Annotated in this window: 12 protein-coding genes; 9 read left to right on the forward strand and 3 right to left on the reverse strand. The window is 67.1% G+C overall.

Features of this window, described 5'->3' with window-relative positions; genetic code table 11:
* Positions 1-2: 2 nt before the first annotated feature.
* Together ABZ293_RS09960 and ABZ293_RS09965 are read right to left on the reverse strand one after the other, a co-directional pair.
* Positions 3-1,532: a TldD/PmbA family protein gene (locus ABZ293_RS09960; protein ID WP_355179088.1), complete on the reverse strand. Its 1,530-nt coding sequence runs from the start codon at positions 1,530-1,532 to the stop codon at positions 3-5.
* 102 nt (positions 1,533-1,634) lie between these two features.
* A complete protein-coding gene (locus tag ABZ293_RS09965; protein ID WP_355179090.1) occupies positions 1,635-2,402 on the reverse strand; it encodes a glucose 1-dehydrogenase in 768 nt (255 codons plus the stop codon).
* Positions 2,403-2,488: 86 nt separating this feature from the next.
* On the opposite strand from ABZ293_RS09965, the gene ABZ293_RS09970 reads away from it, so the two are divergent.
* Positions 2,489-2,824: a helix-turn-helix transcriptional regulator gene (locus tag ABZ293_RS09970; RefSeq protein ID WP_355179092.1), complete on the forward strand. Its 336-nt coding sequence runs from the start codon at positions 2,489-2,491 to the stop codon at positions 2,822-2,824.
* A gap of 76 nt (positions 2,825-2,900) precedes the next feature.
* Positions 2,901-3,554, forward strand: coding sequence for a helix-turn-helix domain-containing protein (locus ABZ293_RS09975; protein ID WP_355179094.1), 654 nt, complete (start codon positions 2,901-2,903; stop codon positions 3,552-3,554).
* A gap of 4 nt (positions 3,555-3,558) precedes the next feature.
* Here the strand turns inward: ABZ293_RS09975 and ABZ293_RS09980 are convergent, their stop codons facing one another.
* The gene (locus ABZ293_RS09980) at positions 3,559-4,326 is read right to left on the reverse strand and encodes a TSUP family transporter (RefSeq protein ID WP_355179096.1); all 768 of its coding nucleotides are present in this window, start codon (positions 4,324-4,326) and stop codon (positions 3,559-3,561) included.
* Between the two features lie 84 nt (positions 4,327-4,410).
* On the opposite strand from ABZ293_RS09980, the gene ABZ293_RS09985 reads away from it, so the two are divergent.
* The 7 genes from ABZ293_RS09985 to ABZ293_RS10015 all read left to right on the forward strand — a co-directional run.
* On the forward strand, positions 4,411-5,589 hold the full coding sequence (locus ABZ293_RS09985; protein ID WP_355179098.1) for a histidine kinase: 1,179 nt from the start codon (positions 4,411-4,413) through the stop codon (positions 5,587-5,589).
* Between the two features lie 70 nt (positions 5,590-5,659).
* Positions 5,660-6,319 carry a response regulator transcription factor gene (locus ABZ293_RS09990; protein WP_354957222.1) on the forward strand — a complete coding sequence of 220 codons (660 nt, stop codon included), beginning with the start codon at positions 5,660-5,662 and terminating at the stop codon, positions 6,317-6,319.
* Between the two features lie 84 nt (positions 6,320-6,403).
* Positions 6,404-6,880: an FxsA family protein gene (locus ABZ293_RS09995; RefSeq protein ID WP_354957223.1), complete on the forward strand. Its 477-nt coding sequence runs from the start codon at positions 6,404-6,406 to the stop codon at positions 6,878-6,880.
* Positions 6,881-6,978: 98 nt separating this feature from the next.
* Positions 6,979-7,236, forward strand: a complete 258-nt coding sequence (locus ABZ293_RS10000; RefSeq protein ID WP_355179100.1) for a hypothetical protein — start codon at positions 6,979-6,981, stop codon at positions 7,234-7,236.
* A gap of 27 nt (positions 7,237-7,263) precedes the next feature.
* A complete protein-coding gene (locus ABZ293_RS10005; protein WP_355179102.1) occupies positions 7,264-8,856 on the forward strand; it encodes an amidohydrolase family protein in 1,593 nt (530 codons plus the stop codon).
* 108 nt (positions 8,857-8,964) lie between these two features.
* Positions 8,965-10,623: an apolipoprotein N-acyltransferase gene (gene lnt / locus ABZ293_RS10010; RefSeq protein WP_355179103.1), complete on the forward strand. Its 1,659-nt coding sequence runs from the start codon at positions 8,965-8,967 to the stop codon at positions 10,621-10,623.
* 395 nt (positions 10,624-11,018) lie between these two features.
* Positions 11,019-23,956, forward strand: a 12,938-nt coding sequence (locus tag ABZ293_RS10015) for an amino acid adenylation domain-containing protein (RefSeq protein ID WP_355179105.1), incomplete at its 3' end; no start/stop codon positions are given.

The following is a 23,956-nucleotide window of genomic DNA, read 5'->3' on the forward strand; positions in this document are numbered from 1 at the left end:
CGTCACTGACCTGCCTCCGTCCGGGTGTTGAGAATGTTGATGCCGCGCACCAGGACCGACGGGCAGCCATGGCTGACCGCCGCGACCTGGCCGGGTTGGGCCTTACCGCAGTTGAATGCGCCGCCGAGACGCCAGGTGGACGGGCCACCGACCGCCTCCATGGCGCCCCAGAAGTCGGTGGTGGTCGCCTGGTAGGCGACGTCGCGCAGCTGGCCGTCGAGTTTGCCGTTCCGAATCCGGAAGAACCGCTGGCCGGTGAATTGGAAGTTGTAGCGCTGCATATCGATCGACCACGACTTGTCGCCGACGATGTAGATGCCATTGTCGACCCGGGAGATGAGTTCGGCTGTGCTGGTGTCGTTTTCGGGGTCCGGCTGCAATGAGACATTGGCCATGCGTTGGATCGGCACATGGTGCGGGGAGTCCGCGTAGGAGCAGCCGTTGGAGCGTGTCAGGCCCAAGCGCGGCGCGAAGACACGGTCGAGTTGGTAGCCGACCAGCACGCCGTCGCGCACCAGATCCCAGCGCTGTCCGGCGACGCCGTCGTCGTCATAGCCGACCGAGGCCAGACCGTGCACCTCGGTGCGATCACCGGTGACGTGCATGATCGGCGTCCCGTACCGGAGTGTGCCGAGCTTGTCCGGTGTCGCGAACGAGGTACCCGCATAGGCGGATTCGTAGCCGATGGCCCGGTCATATTCGGTGGCGTGGCCGATGGATTCGTGGATGGTCAGCCACAGGTTGGTCGGGTCGATCACCAGATCGGTGGGGCCCGCCTCGACGCTCGGTGCCTTCACCTTCTCCGCGAGCCACCCGGGGATCTGCGCGAGCTCTTCGTTCCAGTCCCAGATTCCGTCGGCACCGGTGACGTATTCCCACCCGCGTCCGGCCGGGGCGGCCAGGGTGCGCATGGTCTCGAAAACGCCCGCCGTGGAATCCACGGTGATCGCCTCGAGCTGCGGGTGCAGGCGCACTCGCTGCTGGGTGATCACGGAGCCAGCGGTGTCGGAGTAGAAGGTCTGCTCCTTGACCTGCAGCACCGAGGCGGTCACATGGTCGACGCCGTCGGCGGCGGACAGGCGGCCCGAATAGTCCTGCAGCAGTGCGACCTTGTCGGCGGTCGGCACCGCGAACGGATCCACCTCGTAGGCCGAGACCCAGTGCACATTGTCGTAGCGCGGTTCGTCGGCGAGTTCGACACGCTCGCGGTTGAGGGCGCGCAAGGTCGTCGCCACGGTGACCGCCCGGCGCGCCACCTCGGCGGCGGTATCCGGGGTGAGTGCGGCATGCGAGGCGAAACCCCAGGTGCCGTCGACGATCACGCGCACGGCGAAACCGAGGTCGGTGGCATTGCTGATCGCCTCGACCCGGCCGTCGCGCAAGCGGATCGACTGGGTGACCAGCCGATGCACGCGCAGATCCGCATGCTCGGCACCCGCCGCGCGCGCCGCGGACAGGGCGGCGTCGGCCAGCGCGTGCAGCGGTAGCGCAAGGAACTCGGCGTCCACATCTTTGGAAGTCGCGATGCTCACCCGACCAAACCTAGTCGGTCCGGCGGGCGAGCGCCGCTCCCCGGGCGCTGACGCACACCATATCCCTGCCACGCCGCACGAAATGCCCGGCGGCGCCGAGGCTTACACCATGGCCGCGGGTGTGGCGGCGACGAGTCCGCCGTCGACGAGCAGGTCCTGTCCATTGATGTAGGACGCCTCATGGGAGGCGAGGAAGGCCACTGCGGCGGCGACGTCATCGGAGGTACCGATGCGGCCCGCGGCCACCGATGCCACCGCGGCGGCCTGGACCTCGGCCGAAGCCTCGGCGTAGAACGCCGGCGTCGCGGTATAGCCCGGGCTCACGGAATTGACCCGGATGCCCCGTGGCGCCAGTTCGGCCGCCAGCGTGCGCGCCAGATTGTGCACGGCCGCCTTGGTCGCCGAGTAGAGGGCCGCGCCGGGCCCGCCGCGATGCAGTGCGAACGATGCGTTGATCACGATCGCAGCACCGTCGGCCAGCAGCGGGAGGGACTTCTGGATGGTGAAATACGCGGCTTTGAAGTTGATATCGACGACGCGGTAGAACTCGGTCTCGGTGACCTCGGTCAGCGGCTGGAACGCACCGATGCCCGCATTGGCGAAAACCACGTGCAGCCGTCCGAATCGGTCCTGGATGGCGGCGGTCAGTGCGTCGAGATCGGCCAGATCCGCGGCGTCGCCCGGCACCGCGAGGACGCGGTCAGCGCTGTTCAGCTCCTCGACGGCGGCATCGAGCCGGGTCTTATCGCGCCCGGTGATGACCACCCGCGCGCCCTCGTCGAGCAACCTACGCGCGGCGGCCAGGCCCATACCGCTGGTACCGCCGGTGATCAGCGCGACCTTGTTGTCGAATCGGGAACTGCTCGGCATGATACGACCTCTCATACAGTTGGATTGTTCAAATACTTACGTACAGTTCGACTGTATGTCAACAATCGAGCTATCCTGATCGTGTGATGACGGCACATCCCGAGCGGGATCGGATCCAGTTGGCGAATGTCTTTGCCGCCCTGGGGAACCCGTTGCGGCTGCAGATCGTGCGGGTACTCGCCGACGGGGGCGAGCACACCTGCGGCTCGATCGTGGACGGTGTGCCCAAGTCGAATCTGACCCATCACTACCGGGTACTGCGCGACGCCGGGATCATCTGGCAGCGACCGTCCGGTCGCGAGACGCTGCAGTCGTTGCGTCGCGACGATCTCGACGCCCGCTTTCCCGGCCTACTGGACTCGGTGATCGACGCGGCGCGCCGCGATATCGCCGCAGACCAGCCCGACGCGAGCCGAATTTGATCACGGTTCGGTCGCACGGCGCGCGCGAAAGTCGGGCTTACCGTACCTAAGTCGCGTTATGCCGTACTGTGCCCGCGTGCCGCCATCCGCCCTCCGCGACCGTAAACGGGAACGTACCCGCCGCGCCCTCCTCGAAGCAGCCGTCGAACTTTTCGAGGGCAGAGGTTATGAGGAGACCACGGTGGCCGATATCGCCGCCGCCGCGGAGGTGGGTACCCGAACGTTCTTCAACTACTTCGCCAGCAAGGAAGAGTTGCTGTTTCCGGAGCAGGACGAACGGGTGCGCGCCGCGGTGGCGGCGATCGCCAGCCGTCGGCCCGGTGAGCGGCCGGTGGAGGTGCTATTGCGGGCACTGCGGGCGGCCGGTGACAATCCGGGCGAACACCTGGTCGACGATCTGAACGCGCGGCTAGCCGCACTGCGCGCACAGGTTTCGCGCACCGTGCCCGCGGTGAGCGGACGCGCCGCGCATGCACAGCTGGTCGCCCAGCGCGAGATCGCGCGCCAGTTGCATGTGGCGTTTCCGGCGGAACTGGACGAGGTCGGCGCGGCCGCACTGGTCGGTGCCGTCGTCGGCGCGGTTTCCGGTGCGCTGACGGTGCTGTTCCAGAGTCCGGTGGCCCGAGTGGACGGTGAGCGACTGCATCGCAAGATCCACGAAACCACCTCGCGGGTGCTGCAGCCCTGGCTCGCGTCGAGTACCAAGATGCATGTCGGACCCATGCACTGACCGGTCAGCCGAATTGCTGCCATCCCAAACGGATCACCATCCCGACGACCACCACCAGCAGCACGACCCGCACGAACTGCGCGCCATTGCGTAATGCCATGTGCGAGCCCAGAATCGCGCCCGCCACATTGCCGACCGCCATGGCCGCGCCGAGGGCGAACATGATGTGACCGGTGACGCCGAAGAAGATCAGCGCGCCGAAATTGGATCCGCAGTTGATCACCTTCGCCATCGCGGCCGCGCGCACGAATTCGGTGCCGAGCAGGGTGGCGAAGGTGATGATCAGGAAGGTGCCGGTGCCAGGGCCGAGCAGTCCGTCGTAGAAGCCGATCAGTCCGGCGGCCATGGCGATCACGAGTACGACCTTGCGTCGCGTCGGCGGGTGCGTTGCCATGGTGATGCCGATCGACGGTCGCAGCGTGACGAAGACGGCAACCCCGACCAGCACCACCATCACAATCGGGATGAACAGGTCGCGATCGATGAGCGATACCGCCGCCGCGCCGATCGCAGCGGTGCCCGCCGCGATCGCCGCCGCGGGCAGCAGCGTTCGCCATTGCATCGGGACCTTCCGCGCGAACGTCATGACCGATGCGGTGGTACCGGCCACCGCGGCGAGTTTATTGGTACCCAGCGCCGTCTGCGGGGCGATGCCCGGCGCCACGAGGAACAGTGTCGGCAGGATGATCAATCCGCCGCCGCCGACCACCGCGTCCACCCAGCCTGCCGCGGTCGCGGCCGTCAATAAGGCCGCCCAGTCTGCGAAATCCACCCGGTCAGCCAACCAGATGGTTGGGTTCTGCGTCGTCGGCGGGTGCGGCCGCTGCCGGTTCTGGTGACACCTAGGCTGATATTCGTGCGTCGGTTCAGTCTGTGGCTTCGCGGCAAGCCCCTCATCGCGGATTCGATCCTGGCCGCCGCGCTCATGTTGTTCGAGGTGCTCGGAGTCAGCAACTCCGATAACAAGCTGGCCTATCTGGGAATCGGTGTACTGCTGCCGGGACCGGTGGCATTTCGGCGGCTGTACCCGCGCGCGATGGCCGCGGCGATGCTCGGGCTCTCGGTCGCCTCGGCACTGGTAAGCTACGCGTCCGAGGACAAGGCCGACCATATCGCGCTACTCGGACTCGGCATCATGCTGTACACCCTGGTCGCCTACGTCGGCCGCAAGGAAGCGCTGTTGTATGTGCTCGGGTTGGTCGCCGACAGCACCATCTCATTTCTGCTGCTGCACAAGCCATCCGGTTCGGACCTGATCTTCACCGTGATGTTCTACGCACTGTGCTGGACACTGGCCGAGTTCATCGGTGCGCGCCACGCCTACGACCAAGAGGTGGCAGCACGGCTGGCGGTCGCCGATTACGACCGGGAACGCCGCGCACACGATGCCGTGGCCGCCGAGCGCACCCGCATTGCCCGCGAACTGCACGATGTCGTCGCACACGCGGTCAGCGTGATCATCGTCCAGGCCGACGGTGCGAAGTACGCGCTGCGCCGCGATCCGGATGCGGCCGAACGGGCGTTGGCCACCATCGCGGGCACCGGCCGGGAGGCACTGCGCGAACTGCGCAGGACCGTCGCACTGCTGCGTATCGAACACGCCCCCGATCAGCTGCCGCAGCACGGAACCGCAGGTTTGGCCAAGGTGGTCGAGATGATGCACGACACCGGCCTGGCCGTGGAACTCGAAATGACCGGCGAACTCGACGACATCACCCCCGAGGTAAGTCTCGGCATGCACCGCATCGTCCAGGAATCGCTGACCAATACGCTCCGGCACGCGGGCTCGCATCCGAAGGCGTGGGTGCGCGTGCAGCGCCGCGCGACCGATGTCGTCATCGAGGTCACCGACACCGGCGGGATTCCGGTGCGGGAGCAGGCCGCGAGCCCGATCGAAGGCGGCGGTATGGGGTTGGTCGGCATGCGCGAGCGCATCGCCGTCCTCAGCGGCACGCTGGAGGCGGGCCGCACATCCGACGGCGCATGGCGGGTGTACGCGACCATCCCATTGCAGCGCGGCAACGAAAGCTGTTAGCGGAGGCATTCTTTCGACGCTGCGCGCACGGTATCGAAAACGCGCTGGACGGTGCCGATAGATTAGGGACGTGCCGATTACCGTTCTCGTTGTCGACGACCAGGAACTCATGCGCATGGGATTGAAGATGGTGCTCGGCGCGCATCCGGATATCGAAGTGATCGGGGAGGCCGAGAACGGGGCCATCGCCATAACGCGGGCCAAGGAGTTGCGCCCGGATGTGGTGCTGATGGATGTGCGGATGCCGGTGGTCGACGGTGTCGCCGCGACACAGCGCATCGTCGAGGCGGGCGACGGCTGCAAGGTCCTGGTGATGACGACCTTCGACCTCGACGAGCACGCGCTCGGCGCGCTCCGGGCGGGGGCGAGCGGATTCCTGCTGAAGGACACTCCGCCCGAGGATCTGGTCTCGGCGATCCGGAGCGTGGCCGGTGGTGATGCGGTGGTGTCGCCCAAGGTGACCAAGCGACTGCTGGACCGGCTCATCGCCGATGATCCCGGCGGTATGCGGGATCCAGTGGTGCTCGAGGTACTGACCGCGCGCGAGCGCGAGGTGCTCGAGCAGATCGCGGCGGGCCGGTCCAATGCCGAGATCGCGGAGCAGTTGTACCTGTCCGAGGCGACCGTCAAGACGCACGTCGGGCGGGTACTGACGAAACTCGGTCTGCGCGACCGGGTTCAAGCGGTGGTGCTGGCGTACGAGACCGGGCTGGTTCGACCCGGCGGGTGAGATCTCAGCGAGCTATCAGGCTGGTTCGGGAGAAAAATCGGACCGCGCGACGTTGAACCGGGTAGATCGTCCGAAAGGATCGCCATGCCCGCCGTACTGTTCGTGCTCTACGTCATCGTCGAGATCGCCGCGCTGATCGCTGTCGGCCAGCTCATCGGTGTGATGCCGACCATCCTGCTGCTGATCGCCGGATCCGCCGCGGGCATGCTGCTCATCGGCTCACAGGGCCGTCGCGTCTTCGAACAGTTCCGCCGCGCCGGGCGCGGGGAAATCAATCCGGGTACCGCGGTCGCGGACGGCGCGCTCGTCGCCGCTGGCGGATTCCTGATGTTCATCCCGGGCCTGGTCACCTCGTTCTTCGGACTGCTTCTGCTGCTGCCGCCGACCCGCTTCCTGGTCCGTCCGCTGGTCGCCGCGTTCGCGGCGCGCCGGTTCAGCCGTCTGGCCGCGGCGATGCCGTATCGCGGCGTGATCATCGACGGTGACGATGTGGTCGACGGCGTTGTGGTCACCGAGTGGTACGACGACCCGCGCCCGTCGACCCGCCCCGCCCTGCCGTAACCGCTCGCCCGCCGATCGGGACCTTCGCGCGATAAACCGTGCGAATTTTCACGGCCACGGCCATTTCGAAGGACGCCGCAAAGGACTAAGGTGGCCGGATGGCGACCGAAGAGCTCACCGTCACGGTGAGTGAGGAGCTGGCGGCGGCGGTCAGACAGGCCGCAGCCGCTGCGGGACAGTCGATTTCCGGATTCACGGCAGCAGCGCTGCGGCTGGAACTGATCGCGGTGGAGGCAGGCATGCGGGCCGCACCCGATCGCTTCGCAGCACCGCCGAGATATGCGCAGGTCATGGCGGTGCTGGCGCAACCGGCGGACGTATCCCCGATAACGCGGCTGTCCGACTCGAAGGACTGAAACACCCATACGGCAGACTGGTCTCTCGTGAGTACCCAGTTGCTGATCGGCGGTCGTTTCTACAGTTCGAGTTCACCCGACGCGACGGCAATGGCCGTGACCGACGGCACGGTGGTCTGGCTGGGTGCCGAACAACCGGGACGCGCGCTGCATCCGGATGCAGAGATCATCGATCTGGCCGGGGCTTTCGTCGCGCCCGCGTTCGTCGATCCGCACGTGCATGTGACCGCGCTGGGGCTGAAGCTGACGGGACTCGATCTGTCGGCGGCACGGTCGCTCGAGCACTGCCTGGAGCTGTTGCGCGCATACGCGGTGGCCCATCCCGATGGTGCGATTCTCGGCGACGGCTGGGATGAGACCGGTTGGCCGGAGGGGCGGCCGCCGACGGTCGAGGAGATCGATGCGGCGGTGCTGCCGGGTCGGCAGGTGTACCTGTCACGGGTGGATGCGCATTCGGCGGTGGTGTCTTCGGCACTGCTGAACGCCGCGGTCACCGCTGCGCACGGGTTCACCCGTGGTGAGCCGCTGCGTGCCGCGGCACACCATCTCGTGCGCGGCGAAGTTCTGGCGGGATTGGATCGCGCACAACGGGATCGGGCCCGCAAGGCGGCACTGGACGCCGCGGCCGCGCGCGGCGTCGTCGCGGTACACGAATGCGGCGGACCGGAGATCGCCGGCCGCACCGATATTCGCGAGCTGCTCGAGTTCGAGCACGGCGTCGAGGTGCGGGCCTATTGGGGTGAGGCGGTGCGCACCGCCGACGAGGCGCGGGCGCTGGTCGCCGAACTCGGGGTGCACGCGTTGGGTGGCGATCTGTTCGTCGACGGGTCGATCGGCTCGCGCAGTGCGCGGCTGCGCGCGCCCTACGCCGACCACGCTGGAACCGGCCTGGGCTATCTCGATGCCGATACGATCGCCGCGCATCTGCGCGCCTGCACCGAGGCTGGCATCCAGGCTGGCTTCCACGTCATCGGCGATGCCGCGATGGACCAGGTCATCGCCGGTTTCGGACAGGTCGTCGACGCACTCGGCGGCCCGGCCGTCGCGGCGCGCGGCCACCGCGTCGAACATGCGGAGATGATCGACGCCGACCAGATCGCCCAACTCGGTGCCTGGGGTGTAATAGCCAGTGTCCAACCGGGTTTCGACGCGACCTGGGGTGGTCCGGACGGTATGTACGCCACCCGCTTGGGCTCCGAGCGCGCCGCCGCCCTGAATCCCTACGCGGCCATGGCCGCCGCGGGTATTGCCCTGGCCATCGGCTCGGATGCCCCCGTTACCGCCCTCGACCCCTGGTCCGCGATCCGCGCCGCGGTCAACCACCGCACCCCCGGCCACGGCCTCTCACCCCGCGCCGCCTTCGCTGCCGCCACCCGAGGCGCCTGGCGCGCGGGTGGTATCCGCGACGGCCTGGCTGGCACGCTGGTTCCGGGAGCGCCCGCCTCCTACGCGATCTGGGACGCCGGCGACCTCGTCGTCGCCGCGGCCGCCGACACCGTCCAACGCTGGTCGACCGACCCCCGCTCCCGGGTACCCGGCCTGCCGTCGCTCGACCCCGAGGCGAAGCTGCCCACCTGCCTGCGCACCGTGCACCGCGGAGTGACCATCCATGAGGCCTGAAACACCCCGGATTCCCGGCCTACACCCGCAATCCTGGTGCTGCAAGGCCGTATTCGTGACGAAAGCGCCGAAAATGGCCATACTCGGCCGTGCGGTGGGGGAGCGGCGATGAGTGACGGATCTACCACGACGGTGCTTACCCGGATAGCCGCGGCGCTCGATCGGTATCCGGTGCTGAGCCGCGCCGTGGCGGCGGTGATCGCCGGGTTGCTGATCTTCGGGAGCTTTCCGCCGCGGCCGCTGTGGTTCCTGGCGCCGATCGGAATCGCGGTATTGACGCTGACCGTGCGTGGTGCCGGGCGGCTGCGGAGTGGGTTCGGATACGGCATGCTGGCGGGGCTCGGATTCTTCGTGCCGCTGTTGCCGTGGACCGGGATCTATGTGGGGCCGGTGCCGTGGCTCGCACTGTCGACGGTGTGTTCCTTATATATAGGACTTTTCGGGCTCACGGCTCGTTTGCTGTCCGCACTACGGGGGTGGCCGCTGTGGGTGGCGCTGGCCTGGACGGCGACCGAGTGGCTGCGGTCGAGTTTTCCGTTCGGCGGATTCCCGTGGGGGCGGCTGGCATTCGGGCAGGCCGACGGGTGGTACCTGTCGCTCGCCATGGTGGGCGGTGCGCCGCTCATCGGATTCGCGGTGGCGCTCACCGGAACTACAGCGGCGGCTCTGCTCGTACGCCTGTGGGCTCGAATGACGACCGGGTCGACGACAGGTGGAAAACTCACCGGCCCCGCCGCCGCGACACGCCTCGGAGTTGTCGCCGCGGCGGCGACCCTGGTTGTTGTCCCGATGACCGCACTGATCCTCCGGGCGGCGCTGCCCGGCCCAGAGGAGGGCGACCGCACGATCACCGTCGCCGCCATCCAGGGCAGCGTGCCCCGGCTGGGTTTGGATTTCAATGCGCAGCGCCGCGCCGTGCTGGACAACCATGTCCGGCGCACCGAGGAATTGGCTCGCGACGTCGCGCAGGGCCGGGTGCGCAAGCCCGATGTGGTGATCTGGCCGGAGAACTCCTCCGATATCGATCCGCTGCGCAATGCCGACGCGGCCGCCGAGATCACCGAGGCCGCCGAGCAGATCGGCGCGCCCATACTCGTCGGCGCGGTACTGGTGAACAGCGATCGCACGACGTCGAACTCGGTGATCGTCTGGAACGGTGCGGCCGGGCCGGGAGAGCGCCACGATAAGAAGATCATCCAGCCGTTCGGCGAATACCTGCCCATGCGCGGGTTCTTCCGGCTGTTCTCCGAATACGCCGACCGCGCAGGATACTTCGTGCCGGGCCACGGCGACGGCACGGTCCACGCGGACGGCATCGATATCGGCGTCGCAACCTGCTACGAGGTCGCCTTCGACCGCGCCTTTCGTGATTCCATGCGTGCGGGCGCGCAATTGCTGACCGTACCCACCAATAACGCCACCTTCGGCGACAGCGAGATGACCTACCAGCAGCTGGCTATGTCCCGGGTCCGCGCCGTCGAACACGGCCGCGCCCTGGTGGTCGCCGCCACCTCGGGCGTCAGCGCCATCATTACCGCGGACGGCGCGGTCCAGCAGCAGACCCCGAAATTCGTCCCAGCCGCACTGGTCGCCGAACTGCCGCTGCGCAGCACCACAACACTCGCGACCCGATTCGGCGCCGCGCCGGAACTGCTGTCGGTTATTATGACCGCTGCTGCTGTAGTGGTGACAGCTATTCGTCAGCTAAATGCGCGTGGCAGTAACTCAACCGACCGAGAAGCCACCACGGACCAGTCGGTCGGTTGAGCGCATCGGATCTGCTGAACACAGCGAGCGAGTCTTCCCTCTAACCGAACAATCGGTTTGTTCCGGGGCTGGTGTTACCGACGGTCGGCGAGCCCTGGGCGCTAGCCAGCCGTTTGCTGAGCCGTAACCAAGGCCGCGGCGTGTTGTCATCACGCCTTCCCTTACTCGTTTTAAGGCATAGGCCCAGCAAAAAGCTATATTTGCGGAAAGATAGCCCACGAAAGTGTGCTGCCGCCAACGGCGTTGGAAGTGAAACAAATCAGCAACGCTGGCCATCCGCTACATCCGGTGCTCCGAATCAATGGGCGTGGATCACGTCCTACGGCTGGCGCATGCGCGCCTGCGGTGGCGGTGCTCGGGGAGATGCGCATCAACAGCGGCAGAAGGAGTGATTGATGAGTTCATTGGCCACGGATCGCGTCGACCAATGCTCTTCTGGTGAATTCTCGGCACAACCATTCGCACTGTCGCCTGCGCAAACAGCCCTGTGGTACGCCCAACGGATTCGCCCCGACGTTCCGCTTACCATCGCCCAGTATGTCGAGATCCACGGCGACCTGGATGTCGGCCGCCTGCTCTACTCGATCGAACGCTTCGGCGCCGAAACGCAGGTGGGACATGTACGCCTGGTAGAGATCGACGGCGTCCCGCATCAGGTGATCGACCACACCTTCCGCCCGGGCTGGGACCGGATCGATCTGCGCGACGAGCCGGATCCACATGCTGCCGCGCTGCGCTGGATGAATGAGCACGCCAGCTCGCCGATCGATTTCGAGAGCGATCCGCTGACCACGAACATCGTGCTGCGAACCGGCGAATCCGACTACATCTGGTACGCACGCGGCCATCACATCGTGATCGACGGCTACGGTGCGATGAACGCGCTCACCCGCACCGCGGAGATCTATACGGCGCTGGAAAACCACACCGAACCGGCCGTCTCGCGCGCGACGCCGCTGGCGAAAATCTATGCGGACGAATCCACCTACCGGGATTCCGGCCGGTTCCGCACCGACCGCGACTACTGGCTCGAGCAATTGGCGGGCGCTGGTGGACCGATGACGCTGTCCAATGTGATCGGCCTGACCGCCGCCCCCGACGCGGGGCGGCGGCGTGCTTGCGCGGTCCTCGACGAACGCGCCGAGACGGCCATGAACGCGGCGACGGCCGCATTCGAGACCCACAGCTCGACCATGTTCGTCGCGGCACTGGCCTGCTATGTGCGTTCGGTGACCGGCAATCCGGATGTGGTGCTGAGCCTGCCGGTTTCCGCGCGGACCACGGTCGCGCTGCGCCGTTCCGCGGGTGTGGTCTCCAATGTGGTGCCGATCCGGCTGCACTTCGACGCCGCCACCACCGTTCGCGACGTGGTGCGCGGCGCGGAATTGCAGATCACCGGCGCGCTGCGGCATCAGCTCTACCGCCACGACGACATCCGCCGCGACTGCGGCTACTCCCGCGACGCGCGTGGCTTCTTCGGCCCGATGGTCAACATCATGCTGTTCCATGACGAGCTGAAGTTCGGCAGTCTGCTCGGCTCGCTGCACGTGCTCGCCACCGGCCCGGTCGAGGACCTTTCCATCAATGTGTACAACGGCGAGGGCGGCCGCATCCACATCGACTTCGAGGCCAACCCGCGGCTCTACACCGATACCGAGGTCACGGCGCACCACGCCCGGTTCCTGGACTTCCTGACCCGATTCCTCGCCGCCGACCTCGACACCCACGCCGAAAGCCTCGCCGCGATCACCGGCGACGAGCGTGAGCGCGTGCTACGCACCTGGAACGCCACCGGGACGGCACTGCGTCCGGGTACCCTGTCCGGTCTGTTCGCCGATCGCGCGATGATCTGCCCGGATGCGGTCGCGCTCGAATTCGCCGACGAGACACTGACTTACCGCGAACTCGACGAGCGGGCCAACCGGCTGGCCCGCCTGTTGATCGCCCGCGGCGCGGGCCCGGAAACGGTGGTCGCCTTGTGCCTACGGCGCAGCATCGAACTCGTCGTCGGCATGTACGCGGTCATCAAGGCGGGTGCGGCCTACCTGCCCCTTGATACGGAGAACCCCGCCGAGCGGATCGATCAGATCCTCGAGCAGTCCGAACCCGTGTGCGTATTGATCGCGGCCCGCGACGAACTCACGGTCCCGGAGCGCGCGGCCGTGCTGGCCATCGATACCGTCGACCTTTCGAATATCGACGCCGCTCCGATCACCGACAGCGACCGCCGCACTCCGCTGCGCGCCGACCATCTCGCCTACGTCATCTTCACCTCCGGCTCGACCGGAAAACCCAAGGGCGTCGGTGTAACCCACACCGCGATCGTCAACCGGCTGCGTTGGATGCAGCACGAATACCCCCTCGACGGCACCGACGCCGTCCTGCAGAAGACCCCGGCCACCTTCGACGTCTCGGTCTGGGAATTCTTCTGGCCCTTGCAGATCGGCGCGCGACTGGTCATCGCCGAACCCGACGGGCACCGTGATCCCGCCTACCTGGCTCGGATCATCAGCGAAAAGTCGATCACCACGGCGCATTTCGTGCCGTCCATGCTGTCGGTGTTCGTCACCGACACCGATGTGCGCGATTGCGCCGGTCTGCGCCGAGTGTTCTGCAGCGGTGAAGCATTGCCCGCGGCCACCGTTCGCGATTTCCGCGCCGCCCTGCACGAGCCGGAACTACACAATCTGTACGGACCGACCGAAGCCGCCGTCGACGTCACCTACTGGCCGTGCTCGGCCGAACCGGCCACCGTGCCCATCGGATCTCCGGTGTGGAACACCCAGACCTACGTCCTCGACTCGCTCCTGCGGCCGGTTCCGCCAGGGGTAGCGGGGGAGCTGTATCTTGCGGGCGTCCAGCTGGCGCGCGGGTATCTCGGCCAATCCCAGCTCACCGCGGACCGGTTTGTGGCCAACCCGTTCACTCCCGGCGCTCGGATGTACCGCACCGGCGACTTGGCCCGCTGGCAGGGCGATCCGGATCTCGGTCGGCACGAGGATGATTCGGATCGCGGCGTGCTCGAATACCTGGGCCGCAGCGATTTCCAAGTCAAGATTCGTGGCCTGCGCATGGAACTCGGCGAGATCGAGGCGGCATTGCTGGCCGACGAGCGGGTCGCGCGCGCGGTGTGCGTGGCCCACACCAGCCGAACCGGCGACGAGCTCGCCGCCTATGTCGTTGCCGCCCCGGCATTTACGGCGGACCTGGACACCACCACACTGCAGAATGCGTTGCGCCGTACCCTGCCCAACTACATGGTGCCCGCCTCGCTGATGGTCCTCGACGAACTACCGCTCAGTGCCAACGGCAAGATCGATCGCAAGGCCCTGCCCGAACCCGTTATCGCCCGCCCCGTCGGGCCGGTCACCGCCGAACCGCGCAGCGAGGTGGAGCGGGTACTCGCCGGCATCTTCAGCGAAGTCCTGTGCATCGACGAAATCGGTGTCGAGGACGGCTTTTTCGACCTGGGCGGCAATTCGCTCATCGCCGCACGCGCGGTGGCGCGGATAAACGCCACGCTCGGCGCCGGGCTGACCATCCGTGACCTGTTCGAGGCGTCGACGATCGCCGCGCTCAGTGAGCGTTTCGCCACACACAACCCGGACGCGTCCTCCCCGAAACTGGTCCCGGCCGAACGGCCGCGACGGATTCCGCTGTCGCTGGCCCAGCAGCGGCTGTGGATCCTCAACCGCTTCGCCGAACACGCCGCCGCATACAACATGCCGCTGGCCGTCGAAATCGACGGGCCGATCGATCTCGCTTCGCTGCGAGCCGGTCTCGTCGATGTGATCGAACGCCACGAATCCCTGCGCACCACTTTTCCGGACGGGGCGGACGGACCCTGCCAGCTGATACATCCTGCTACCGAGATCCCGCTGACCCTGGACCCGATCGACGCCATTGGCGCCGATGTACGCGAACTTGCCGAGGAGTTCGCCGGCTACGGCTTCGACCTGCGCAGCCAGGCCCCGATTCGGGTCGCACTGTGGACCACCGCACCGGATCGGCACGTATTCCTCATTGTGCTGCACCACATCTGCGGTGACGGCTGGTCGGTGGCGCCAATGGCCAGGGACCTGATGACCGCCGTCACCGCGCGCGCGGAGGGCACCACACCGCACTGGAAGCCGCTGCCGGTGCAGTACGCCGATTTCGCACTGTGGCAACGGGAACTGCTGGGTGACGAAGCCGATCCGGCCAGTGCGCTGAGCCGTCAGCTCGCCTACTGGCGCTCGGCCCTGCGCGGTCTGCCCGACCAGCTCGACCTGCCGCTGGATCGTCCGCGTGCACTGCACCGCTCGACCAGTGGCGGCCGGGTCGAGTTCACCATCGCCCCCGAGATCCGTCGCGCCGCAGGCGAACTCGCGGCCAGCCGGGGCGTCAGCATGTTCATGGTGCTGCACGCGACACTGGCCACCCTGCTCGCGCGGCTGTGTGCGAGCACCGATGTCACCATCGGCACCCCGATCGCCGGTCGCTCCGATCCGGCGCTCGATGACCTCGTCGGGATGTTCGTCAATACTCTGGTACTGCGGACCGAGGTCGATCCGGCAGCCGGATTCGACCAGATGCTCGACGTGGTCCGCGAAACCGATCTCAACGCCTTCGCCAACGCTGATGTGCCGTTCGAGCGGCTGGTCGAGCTCGTCAACCCGGAGCGCTCCGCCGCCAGGCACCCGCTGTTCCAGGTGATGTTGTCCTACGATCACGCACCCGATCTGAGCATCAATCTGCCCGGTGTGCAGTCGCGGGTGCTCCCGATCGCCGCCGATATCGCTAAATTCGATCTGCAGCTGGAGGTGCACGACGGCCTGTCCGATGGCCCGCTGCACGCCGAATTCGGCTATGCCACTGATGTTTTCGACCAGCGCACGATCGAATCGTTCGCCCACCGCTTCATCGCCGTACTCGGTGCCGTTGTCGCCGCGCCGAATATGCCGGTCGGTGATCTGGACATTCTGGATACGCGCGAGACCGCGAAGCTGGTGCCGATCGCGGGCGCACCCGGCGAACCGTCGATCACACTGGCGCGGTTGCTCACCGACACCGCCGAGCGGGTACCCGATGCCATCGCCGTGCGCTACAACGACACCGACACCAGCTACCGCGAACTCGATGAGATGTCGAATCGCCTGGCGCGCACCCTGATCGAACACGGCGCCGGACCCGAGGTCGTGGTTGCGATCGCGCTGCCGCGCAGTCTCGACTCGATCGCGGCCATCTGGGCGGTCGCGAAAACCGGTGCGGCATATGTGCCGATCGATCCGAGCTACCCGGCCGAGCGGATCGGGCATATGATCGCCGATTCCGGCGCCATGCTCGGACTCACCGTGCCGGATTGCCTGGTTGCCATGCCCGCCTGGCCCGCCGCGCGCGGCAAACACCGCAAGCATTACGTCGACTGGCTGGTGCTCGGCTCCGACGAGCTGGCCACCGAATCCGCCCGCCACGGTACCGATCCCGTCACCGACGCGGATCGGCATTACCCGCTGCGCACCGGACATCCGGCCTACCTGATCTACACCTCGGGCTCCACCGGAAAGCCGAAGGCGGTCATCGTCACCCACGCCGGTATCGCCTCGCTGGCGAATGAGCAGATGCATCTGTTCGGCGTGACGGATTCGGCACGGACATTGCACTTCTCCTCGCCTAGTTTCGATGCGTCGGTGCTGGAGATGCTGCTCGGCTTCACGGCAGGCGCGACCATCGTCGTCGCACCCGCTGGCATGTACGGCGGTGCCGAACTTGCCGAATTGCTGCGCACGGAGCATGTCACGCATGCCTTCATCACCCCGGCCGCGCTGGCCACCGTGCCGAACGAGGGACTCGACGAACTCGAGGCCGTCATCGTCGGCGGTGAGGCGTGCTCGGAGGAACTGGTCGAGCGCTGGACGCGCGGGCACCGCATGCACAACATGTACGGACCATCGGAGGCGACCGTCGCCGCTACCGCCAGTGGTCCGATGCACGCGGGCCGTGCCGTACCGCTCGGCATGCCGGTGCGCGGCATGCGGCTGTTCGTACTCGATGGCCGACTGCATCCGGTCCCGCCGGGCACGCCGGGAGAGCTCTACCTGTCCGGTCCTGGTCTGGCGCGCGGCTATCTCGGCCGCTACAGCCTTACCGCACAGAGCTTCCCGGCCAACCCGCTCGGTAGGCGCGGGGAGCGGATGTACCGCACTGGCGATCTAGTGGTCTCCGATCCGATCGGACAGCTGCGCTTCCTCGGCCGCGCCGACGACCAGATCAAGATCCGCGGCTTCCGTATCGAACTGCGCGAGATCGACCATGTACTTCGCGCGCACCCGGGAGTGGCGCGCGCGCTCACGGTCGTACACACCGACGATGAGGGCGAGACCCGCCTGATCGCCTACGTGACCGCGGACGAGGCGATCGATGCCGCCGATATCACCGAGACCGCGCGGCAGCGGCTGCCCGGCTACATGGTGCCCGCCGCGATCACCGTACTCGACGAGATGCCGGTGACCCCGTCCGGCAAACTCGACCGAAAGGCCTTGCCCGCACCGGTTTTCGCGGCAGCCGGTACCTCGCGCGCACCGCGCACCGACCTGGAGCGGCAGGTCGCCACAGTGTTCGGCGATATCCTCGGCCACCCGGTGACCGGCGCCGAGGACAGCTTCTTCGACGTGGGCGGCAATTCGCTGCTCGCCACCCGGCTCGCGACCGCGCTGTACGAGCAGTTCGGTGTCGACCTGCCGGTGCGGCTGATCTTCGAGACACCGACGGTGGCCGGGATCGCGGCACGCATAACGGAAGCGCCCCGGACGCAACGGATGGCGCTGGCTGTGCATATCCCGCGTCCGGGACGCATTCCATTGTCGCTGCCCCAGCAGCGACTGTGGTTCCTTAATCGATTTTCACCCGAATCGAGTGCGTACAACATCGCATTCGTCATTCGAATCGACGGCGATCTGGATATACCCGCGCTGCGCGCGGCACTGACCGACCTGGTGGACCGACATGAGGTGTTGCGCACCGTCTTCCCCGAGGACGGTGCGGGCGCACAGCAATCGGTACTGCCCACCGTCCGGGCCGTGCCGGTACTCGATGTGGTGCCGACCGACGAGGGCGCCGCCGAACAGACGTTGCGGGCATTCGCGCGTACCGGATTCGATCTCACCAGAGATCTTCCGCTGCGGATCACCTTGCTACGCACCGAAACTCGGCGGCACCTGCTCGGCATCGTGCTGCACCACATCGCCGCCGACGGCTGGTCGCTCGGGCCATTGACCAAAGATCTGGCGGCCGCCTACATGGCCAGGCACGAGGGCGGTGTACCCGCCTGGACGCCACTTCCGGTGCAGTACGCGGACTTCGGGCTGTGGCAGCGGGCCTACCTCGGCGATGAGGCCGATCCGCAGAGCCTCGCGAGCGAACAGCTCGCGTACTGGCGCACCGCGCTGGCGGACCTGCCCGAGGAACTGCCGTTGCCCTACGACCGGCCGCGTCCGGCCCAGCCGACACAGCAGGCGGGCACCGTGCGTTTCAGTGTGCCCGAGCCGGTGCAGCATGCCCTCGCCGAACTTGCACGCAAACAAGGCGTCAGCACGTTCATGGTGCTGCGTTCGGCGCTCGCGGTATTGCTGCGTTTCGTTACCGGCGGTCGCGATATCGTGATCGGCACGCCGGTCGCGGGCCGCAACGACACCAAGCTCGACGAGTTGGTCGGCATGTTCGTCAATACGCTGGTATTGCGTTCGGACGTCGACCCGGACATTTCGTTCGCGACGCTGTTGCGCGCGGATCGGGATACCGAGCTGGCCGCCATGGCGCACGGCGATGTTCCGTTCGAGCGCATCGTCAAGGAACTGGGTCGCGGCGCCCATGGTGGCAGTCGCCATCCGCTGTTCCAGGTGGCGCTGACGGTGCAGGACGGGCCGGTGCCGTCGCTCGAACTGCCCGGCCTGGCACTGCGTGCCGAGGAACTGGATATCGCGCTGGCGAAATTCGACCTGGAGTTGCGGGTGGCGACGGTGTCCCGCGACACCGGTTCGGGCGAGTCTTGGCGCGCGTTCGAATTCATCTACGCCGCAGAGCTTTTCGATGCCGCGACGATCAAGACGCTGGCCGATCGGTTCCTGGCGGTGCTGGCGGCCATCAGCGGTGCGCCACGGGCGCTCGTTCGAGATATCGACGCGCGCACCGAATTCGAGCGACGTGTGCTCACCCCGGCCACCGGCGCGCCGTCCACGCCGCAGTGCACGCTGGCCGAGTACTTCACCGCGACCGCGCATCGGAATCTGCACCGCACGGCCGTTCGAGCGGGCAGCATCTCGCTGACCTACGCCGAGGTCGACCGGCGCTCGAATCGCTTGGCGCGGGCTCTGATCGCACGCGGTTTCGGTGTGGGGGACCGGGTAGCGCTCGGCCTGACCCGCTCGATCGAATCGGTGGTCACGATGCTCGCCGTCGCCAAATCCGGTGCGGCGTTCGTGCCGGTCGATCCGAACTACCCGGTCGACCGGGTGCGGCACATGCTGGTGGACTCCGGCTGCCAGGTCGGCATTACCATGTCCGTGCATGCTGATCGGCTGTGCCCGGCGGACGGACCGGTCACCGACTGGTTGCTGATTGATGATCCCGAATTCGCCGATGAGCTGGCCGAACTCGATGACAGCCCGGTCGAGGACCACGACCGCCTTGGCACCATCGACATCGCCGATCTGGCGTATGTGATCTACACCTCGGGCTCGACCGGAAAACCCAAGGGCGTGGCCGTCACCCACAGTGGCCTGTCGAATTTCGGCGACGAGGTCCGCGACCGCATGCGAATCGACCAGGATTCGCACACGCTGCACTTCTCCTCACCGAGTTTCGACGCGGCCATCTTGGACTTGCTGCTCGCGATCGGATCCGGCGCGACCATGGTGATCTGCCCAACCGATATCTATGGTGGTGACGAACTGGCCGCGCTGCTGGAGCGCGAACGCGTTACCCACGCGTTCATCACCCCGGCCGCGCTGGCCACCATCGATCGGCAGCGGTGGTCATTGCCGAACCTGCGTGCACTGCTGGTGGGTGGTGAGGCCGTCGGTGCCGAGTTGGTGGCCCGCTGGGCGCCGGGACGGCAGATGCACAACGTATATGGGCCGACCGAAACCACCATCGTCATCACGATCTCGGATCCGCTGGCGGTCGATGGGCCGAACACCATCGGCACCCCGGTGCGCGGTGCGCGGGCGCTGGTACTCGACGAGCGGATGCGCCCGGTTCCGGTCGGTGTGCCCGGCGACCTGTACCTCGGTGGATTCGGTGTCACGCGTGGGTATCTCGACCGGTTCGAGCTCACCGCGACGCGGTTCGTCGCCGACCCCTACGGTCCCGCGGGTTCACGGATGTACCGCAGCGGTGACGTGGTGCGCTGGAATGCCGCGGGCGAAATCGTCTACCTCGGGCGCAGTGACCATCAGGTGAAGGTGCGCGGCTTCCGCATCGAACTCGGCGAGATCACCAATGCGCTCGTCGACCATCGAGATGTGCGGTTCGCGCACACCGAGGTGCGCCACATCGCGGGTGCGGACCGGATCGTCTCGTTCATTCAGCCCACCGACGAAACGGGCACACCGGATATCGACGCGGTGCGTGCGCATGTTGCCGAAAAACTGCCCGCGCATATGGTTCCGGCCAGTATCACTGTGTTGGACGGGATTCCGCTGACCCCGACCGGCAAGTTGGATATCGCCGCACTGCCGGAACCACAGTTGACGGTGCGCGCCGCGCTGCGCGCACCCGAGACCGCATCCGAGCGAATGGTCGCCGAGGTGATGGGCGAATTGCTCGGCCTGGAAACCGTGAGCGCCGACGACAGCTTCTTCGATATCGGCGGAAACTCGCTGCTGGCAACGCAACTCGTGACCCGCCTGGCCGCGGCGACGAGTACTCGGCTCGAGGTGCGGACCGTCTTCACGGCGCCGACGGTCGCCGAACTCGCGGCGCTGCTCGACTCCGGACCCGGTGCGGACACCGGGCTGGAGCTGGCGCGCCGCGAGCGGCCGGAGCGGATTCCGTTGTCGGCTGCCCAGTACCGGCTGTGGTTCCTGAACCGGTTCAACGAGATCAGCGCCGATGCGGGCACTACCGCTGGTGCGTACAACGTTCCGGTCGTGCTGCGCCTGCACGGCGAACTCGATGTCGATGCGCTGGTGCGGGCGCTGCACGCGGTGCAACGGCGGCACGAAACGCTGCGCACAGTGTTCCCCGAGATCGATGGCGCGCCGGTGCAGCAAGTGCTCGATCCCGCCGACGCCGGGGTCGCGGTGCTCGCCGTGACCATGCCGCCCGCGGAAGTTCCCAGCGCTGTACAGGATTTCGCGACGCCGGGATTCGACCTGGCGACGACCGTGCCGATCCGCGCCGCGTTGATCACGGTCGATACGGCCGGCGCCATCGACGCGCCGCCAGCGGCGGTGGCCGAGCACATCCTGGTACTGGTCGTGCACCACATCGCCATCGACGGCTGGTCGCTGGAACCCCTGGCCGCCGACGTGGCCGTCGCATACCGAGCGGCGTGCGAGGACAAGACCCCCGACTGGTCGGAATCCGAGGTCCAGTACGCGGATTACACACTGTGGCACCAGGACACGCTCGGCAGCGAGGACGAGCCGGATTCGGTGGTGAACCGCCAGCTCGACTACTGGCGGCGCACCCTCGACGGGATTCCGGAGCTGCTGAGCCTGCCCGCGGACCGGTCGCGTCCGCCCGCACCGACCTACCGCGGCGGCACGGTCGAATGTGCCATCGATCCGTTCGCCCATCGCGAACTGCACAAGATCGCCATCGGCAATAACGTCAGCATGTTCATGGTGCTGCACGCCGCGCTCGCGGTGCTGCTGCACCGGATGACCGCGACCGATGACATCGTCGTCGGCACCCCGATCGCCGGGCGCGGCCATCCCGCGCTGGATCGGATGGTCGGCATGTTCGTGAACACGCTGGTGCTGCGCACGCGGATCGATCCCGACGCCAGGTTCACCGATCTCCTGCACGCCGTGCGCGATACCGATCTGGACGCGTTCGCGCACGCCGACCTGCCGTTCGAACGCCTCGTCGAGGTGCTGAATCCGGTTCGCTCGCAGGCGCATCACCCGATGTTCCAGGTGATGCTGTCGGTGCAGAATCATCCGGTGCGGGTGGTGGATCTGCCCGGACTGCGGATCGAGGCCGAGGATGTCGATACCGGTATCGCGAAATTCGATCTGCAGTTCACCCTGACCGAATCCCACACCGACACAAGGGAACCGGCCGGGATCACGCTGGCGGTCAATTATGCGAGCGATCTGTTCGACGAGCAGACCGCCGAGTGGCTCGGCACCCGACTGGTCCGCCTGCTCGCCGCCATCGCCGCGAATCCGACCACCGCGGTGGGGGATCTGGAACTGCTCGATCCCGCCGAATGGTCCGGGCTCGCGCCGGTACGTGGCGCGCGGGCGGACCGGCCGGTTACCTTCCCGGAGCTGTTCGAGGCCGCGGTGAATGTCGACCGCAAGGCCATTGCGTTGCGGTCGGACGACACCCAGGTGAGCTACGACGCGCTCGACCGGTGGACCAACCGGCTGGCGCGGGTGCTCATCGAACGTGGCGTCGGCCCGGAAACGCTGGTGGCGCTGGGGATTCCGCGTTCGGTCGAATCGGTCGCGACCATGCTCGCGGTGGCCAAGGCAGGTGCGGCGTTCGTACCGGTCGATCCGATGTACCCCGCACAGCGGATCAGTCATATGCTCACCGATTCCGGTGCGGCGCTGGGGATCACGCTGGCCGAGCACCGTGATCGGATGCCCGGCGACGCCGAGTGGATCGTGCTCGACGACGCCGAATTCCGCCATCGGGTGCTGGACGCATCCGATGAGCGGATCGTGTCGGGAGAGCGGACCGCCCTGCTGCGGTTGGACAATCCGGCGTACGTCATCTACACCTCCGGTTCGACCGGCATACCAAAGGGTGTGGTGGTCACACACGGTGGGTTGTCGAACTTCGCCGCGGAGACCGCGCAGCGCTTCGACGTCCACCCCGGTTGCCGGGTCCTGCATTTCGCGACGCCGAGCTTCGATGCCGCCATGCTCGACGTGCTGCTCGCACTGGGTGGCGCGGCGACGCTGGTGATCACGCCGCCCGGTGTGGTCGGCGGGGCCGAGCTGGGCAGGGTGTTCATCGACGAGGGGATCACGCACGCGTTCATCACCACCTCGGCGCTGGGCACGGTCGATCCGACCGGGGTCACCGAGTTTTCGCACGTGCTGGTCGGCGGCGAGGCGGTGCCGCCCGAACTGGTCAGTCGCTGGGCGCCGGGGCGCAACCTGTACAACGCGTACGGGCCGACCGAGACCACCATCGTCACGGTGATCTCGCAGCCCATGACGCCGGGCGGGCCGATCACCATCGGTGGCCCGATCCGCGGTGTCAACGCGACCATTCTCGACGCGCGTCTGCATCCGGCGCCGGTCGGGGTGACCGGTGAATTGCACCTGGCGGGTAGTGCCCTGGCGCGGGGCTACCTGAACCGGCCCGGCCTGACAGCGCAGCGCTTCATCGCGAATCCGTACGGCAAACCGGGCGAGCGGATGTACCGCACCGGCGATCTCGCGCGCTGGTTCGGCCGCAGCCCCGACGGGGTCCGCGAGATCGAATACGTCGGCCGGACCGACCATCAGGTGAAGATCCGCGGCTTCCGCATCGAACTCGGCGAGATCGACGCCGCGCTCGCCCAGCATCACGCGGTGGAGTTCTCGACCACGATCGGATACCGGACGCCGGCCGGTGCGACCGCGTTGGTGTCGTATGTGAAGGCGCGCAACGGAATCGCGCCGAGTACCGCAGAGCTCACCGAGCATGTCGCCGCCCGCGTGCCGAATTACATGGTGCCGCAATCGATCATGCTGATCGACGAGATCCCGCTCAGTCCGGTCGGCAAACTCGACCGAAACGCATTGCCGGAACCGGTCTTCAGCGCGACACAGGGCTATCGGGCACCGACCACCCCGACCGAAGCGCAGCTGTGTGCCGCCTTCGCGACGGTCCTCGGTGTCGAAACGGTGGGTGTCGACGATGGGTTCTTCGAACTCGGCGGCAACTCACTGCTGGCCACGAAGGTCGTGGCACAGCTGCGCGCCAACGGGATCGATCTCCCCGTGCAGCTGATGTTCGGCGACTCCACTCCGGCCGCCATCGCGGCCCGGCTGGATGGAACCGGCACCAAGGGTGCGGCGATTGCCGCGACACTCGAGCCGATACTGCCCATCCGTGCCCGCACCGCCGCGAGCCGGGCTCCGCTGTTCTGTATCCATCCCGCGATCGGGCTGGCCTGGTGCTACTC

Origin of the sequence: Nocardia sp. NPDC005998, assembly GCF_040614395.1 — a bacterium.
GTDB lineage: Bacteria > Actinomycetota > Actinomycetes > Mycobacteriales > Mycobacteriaceae > Nocardia.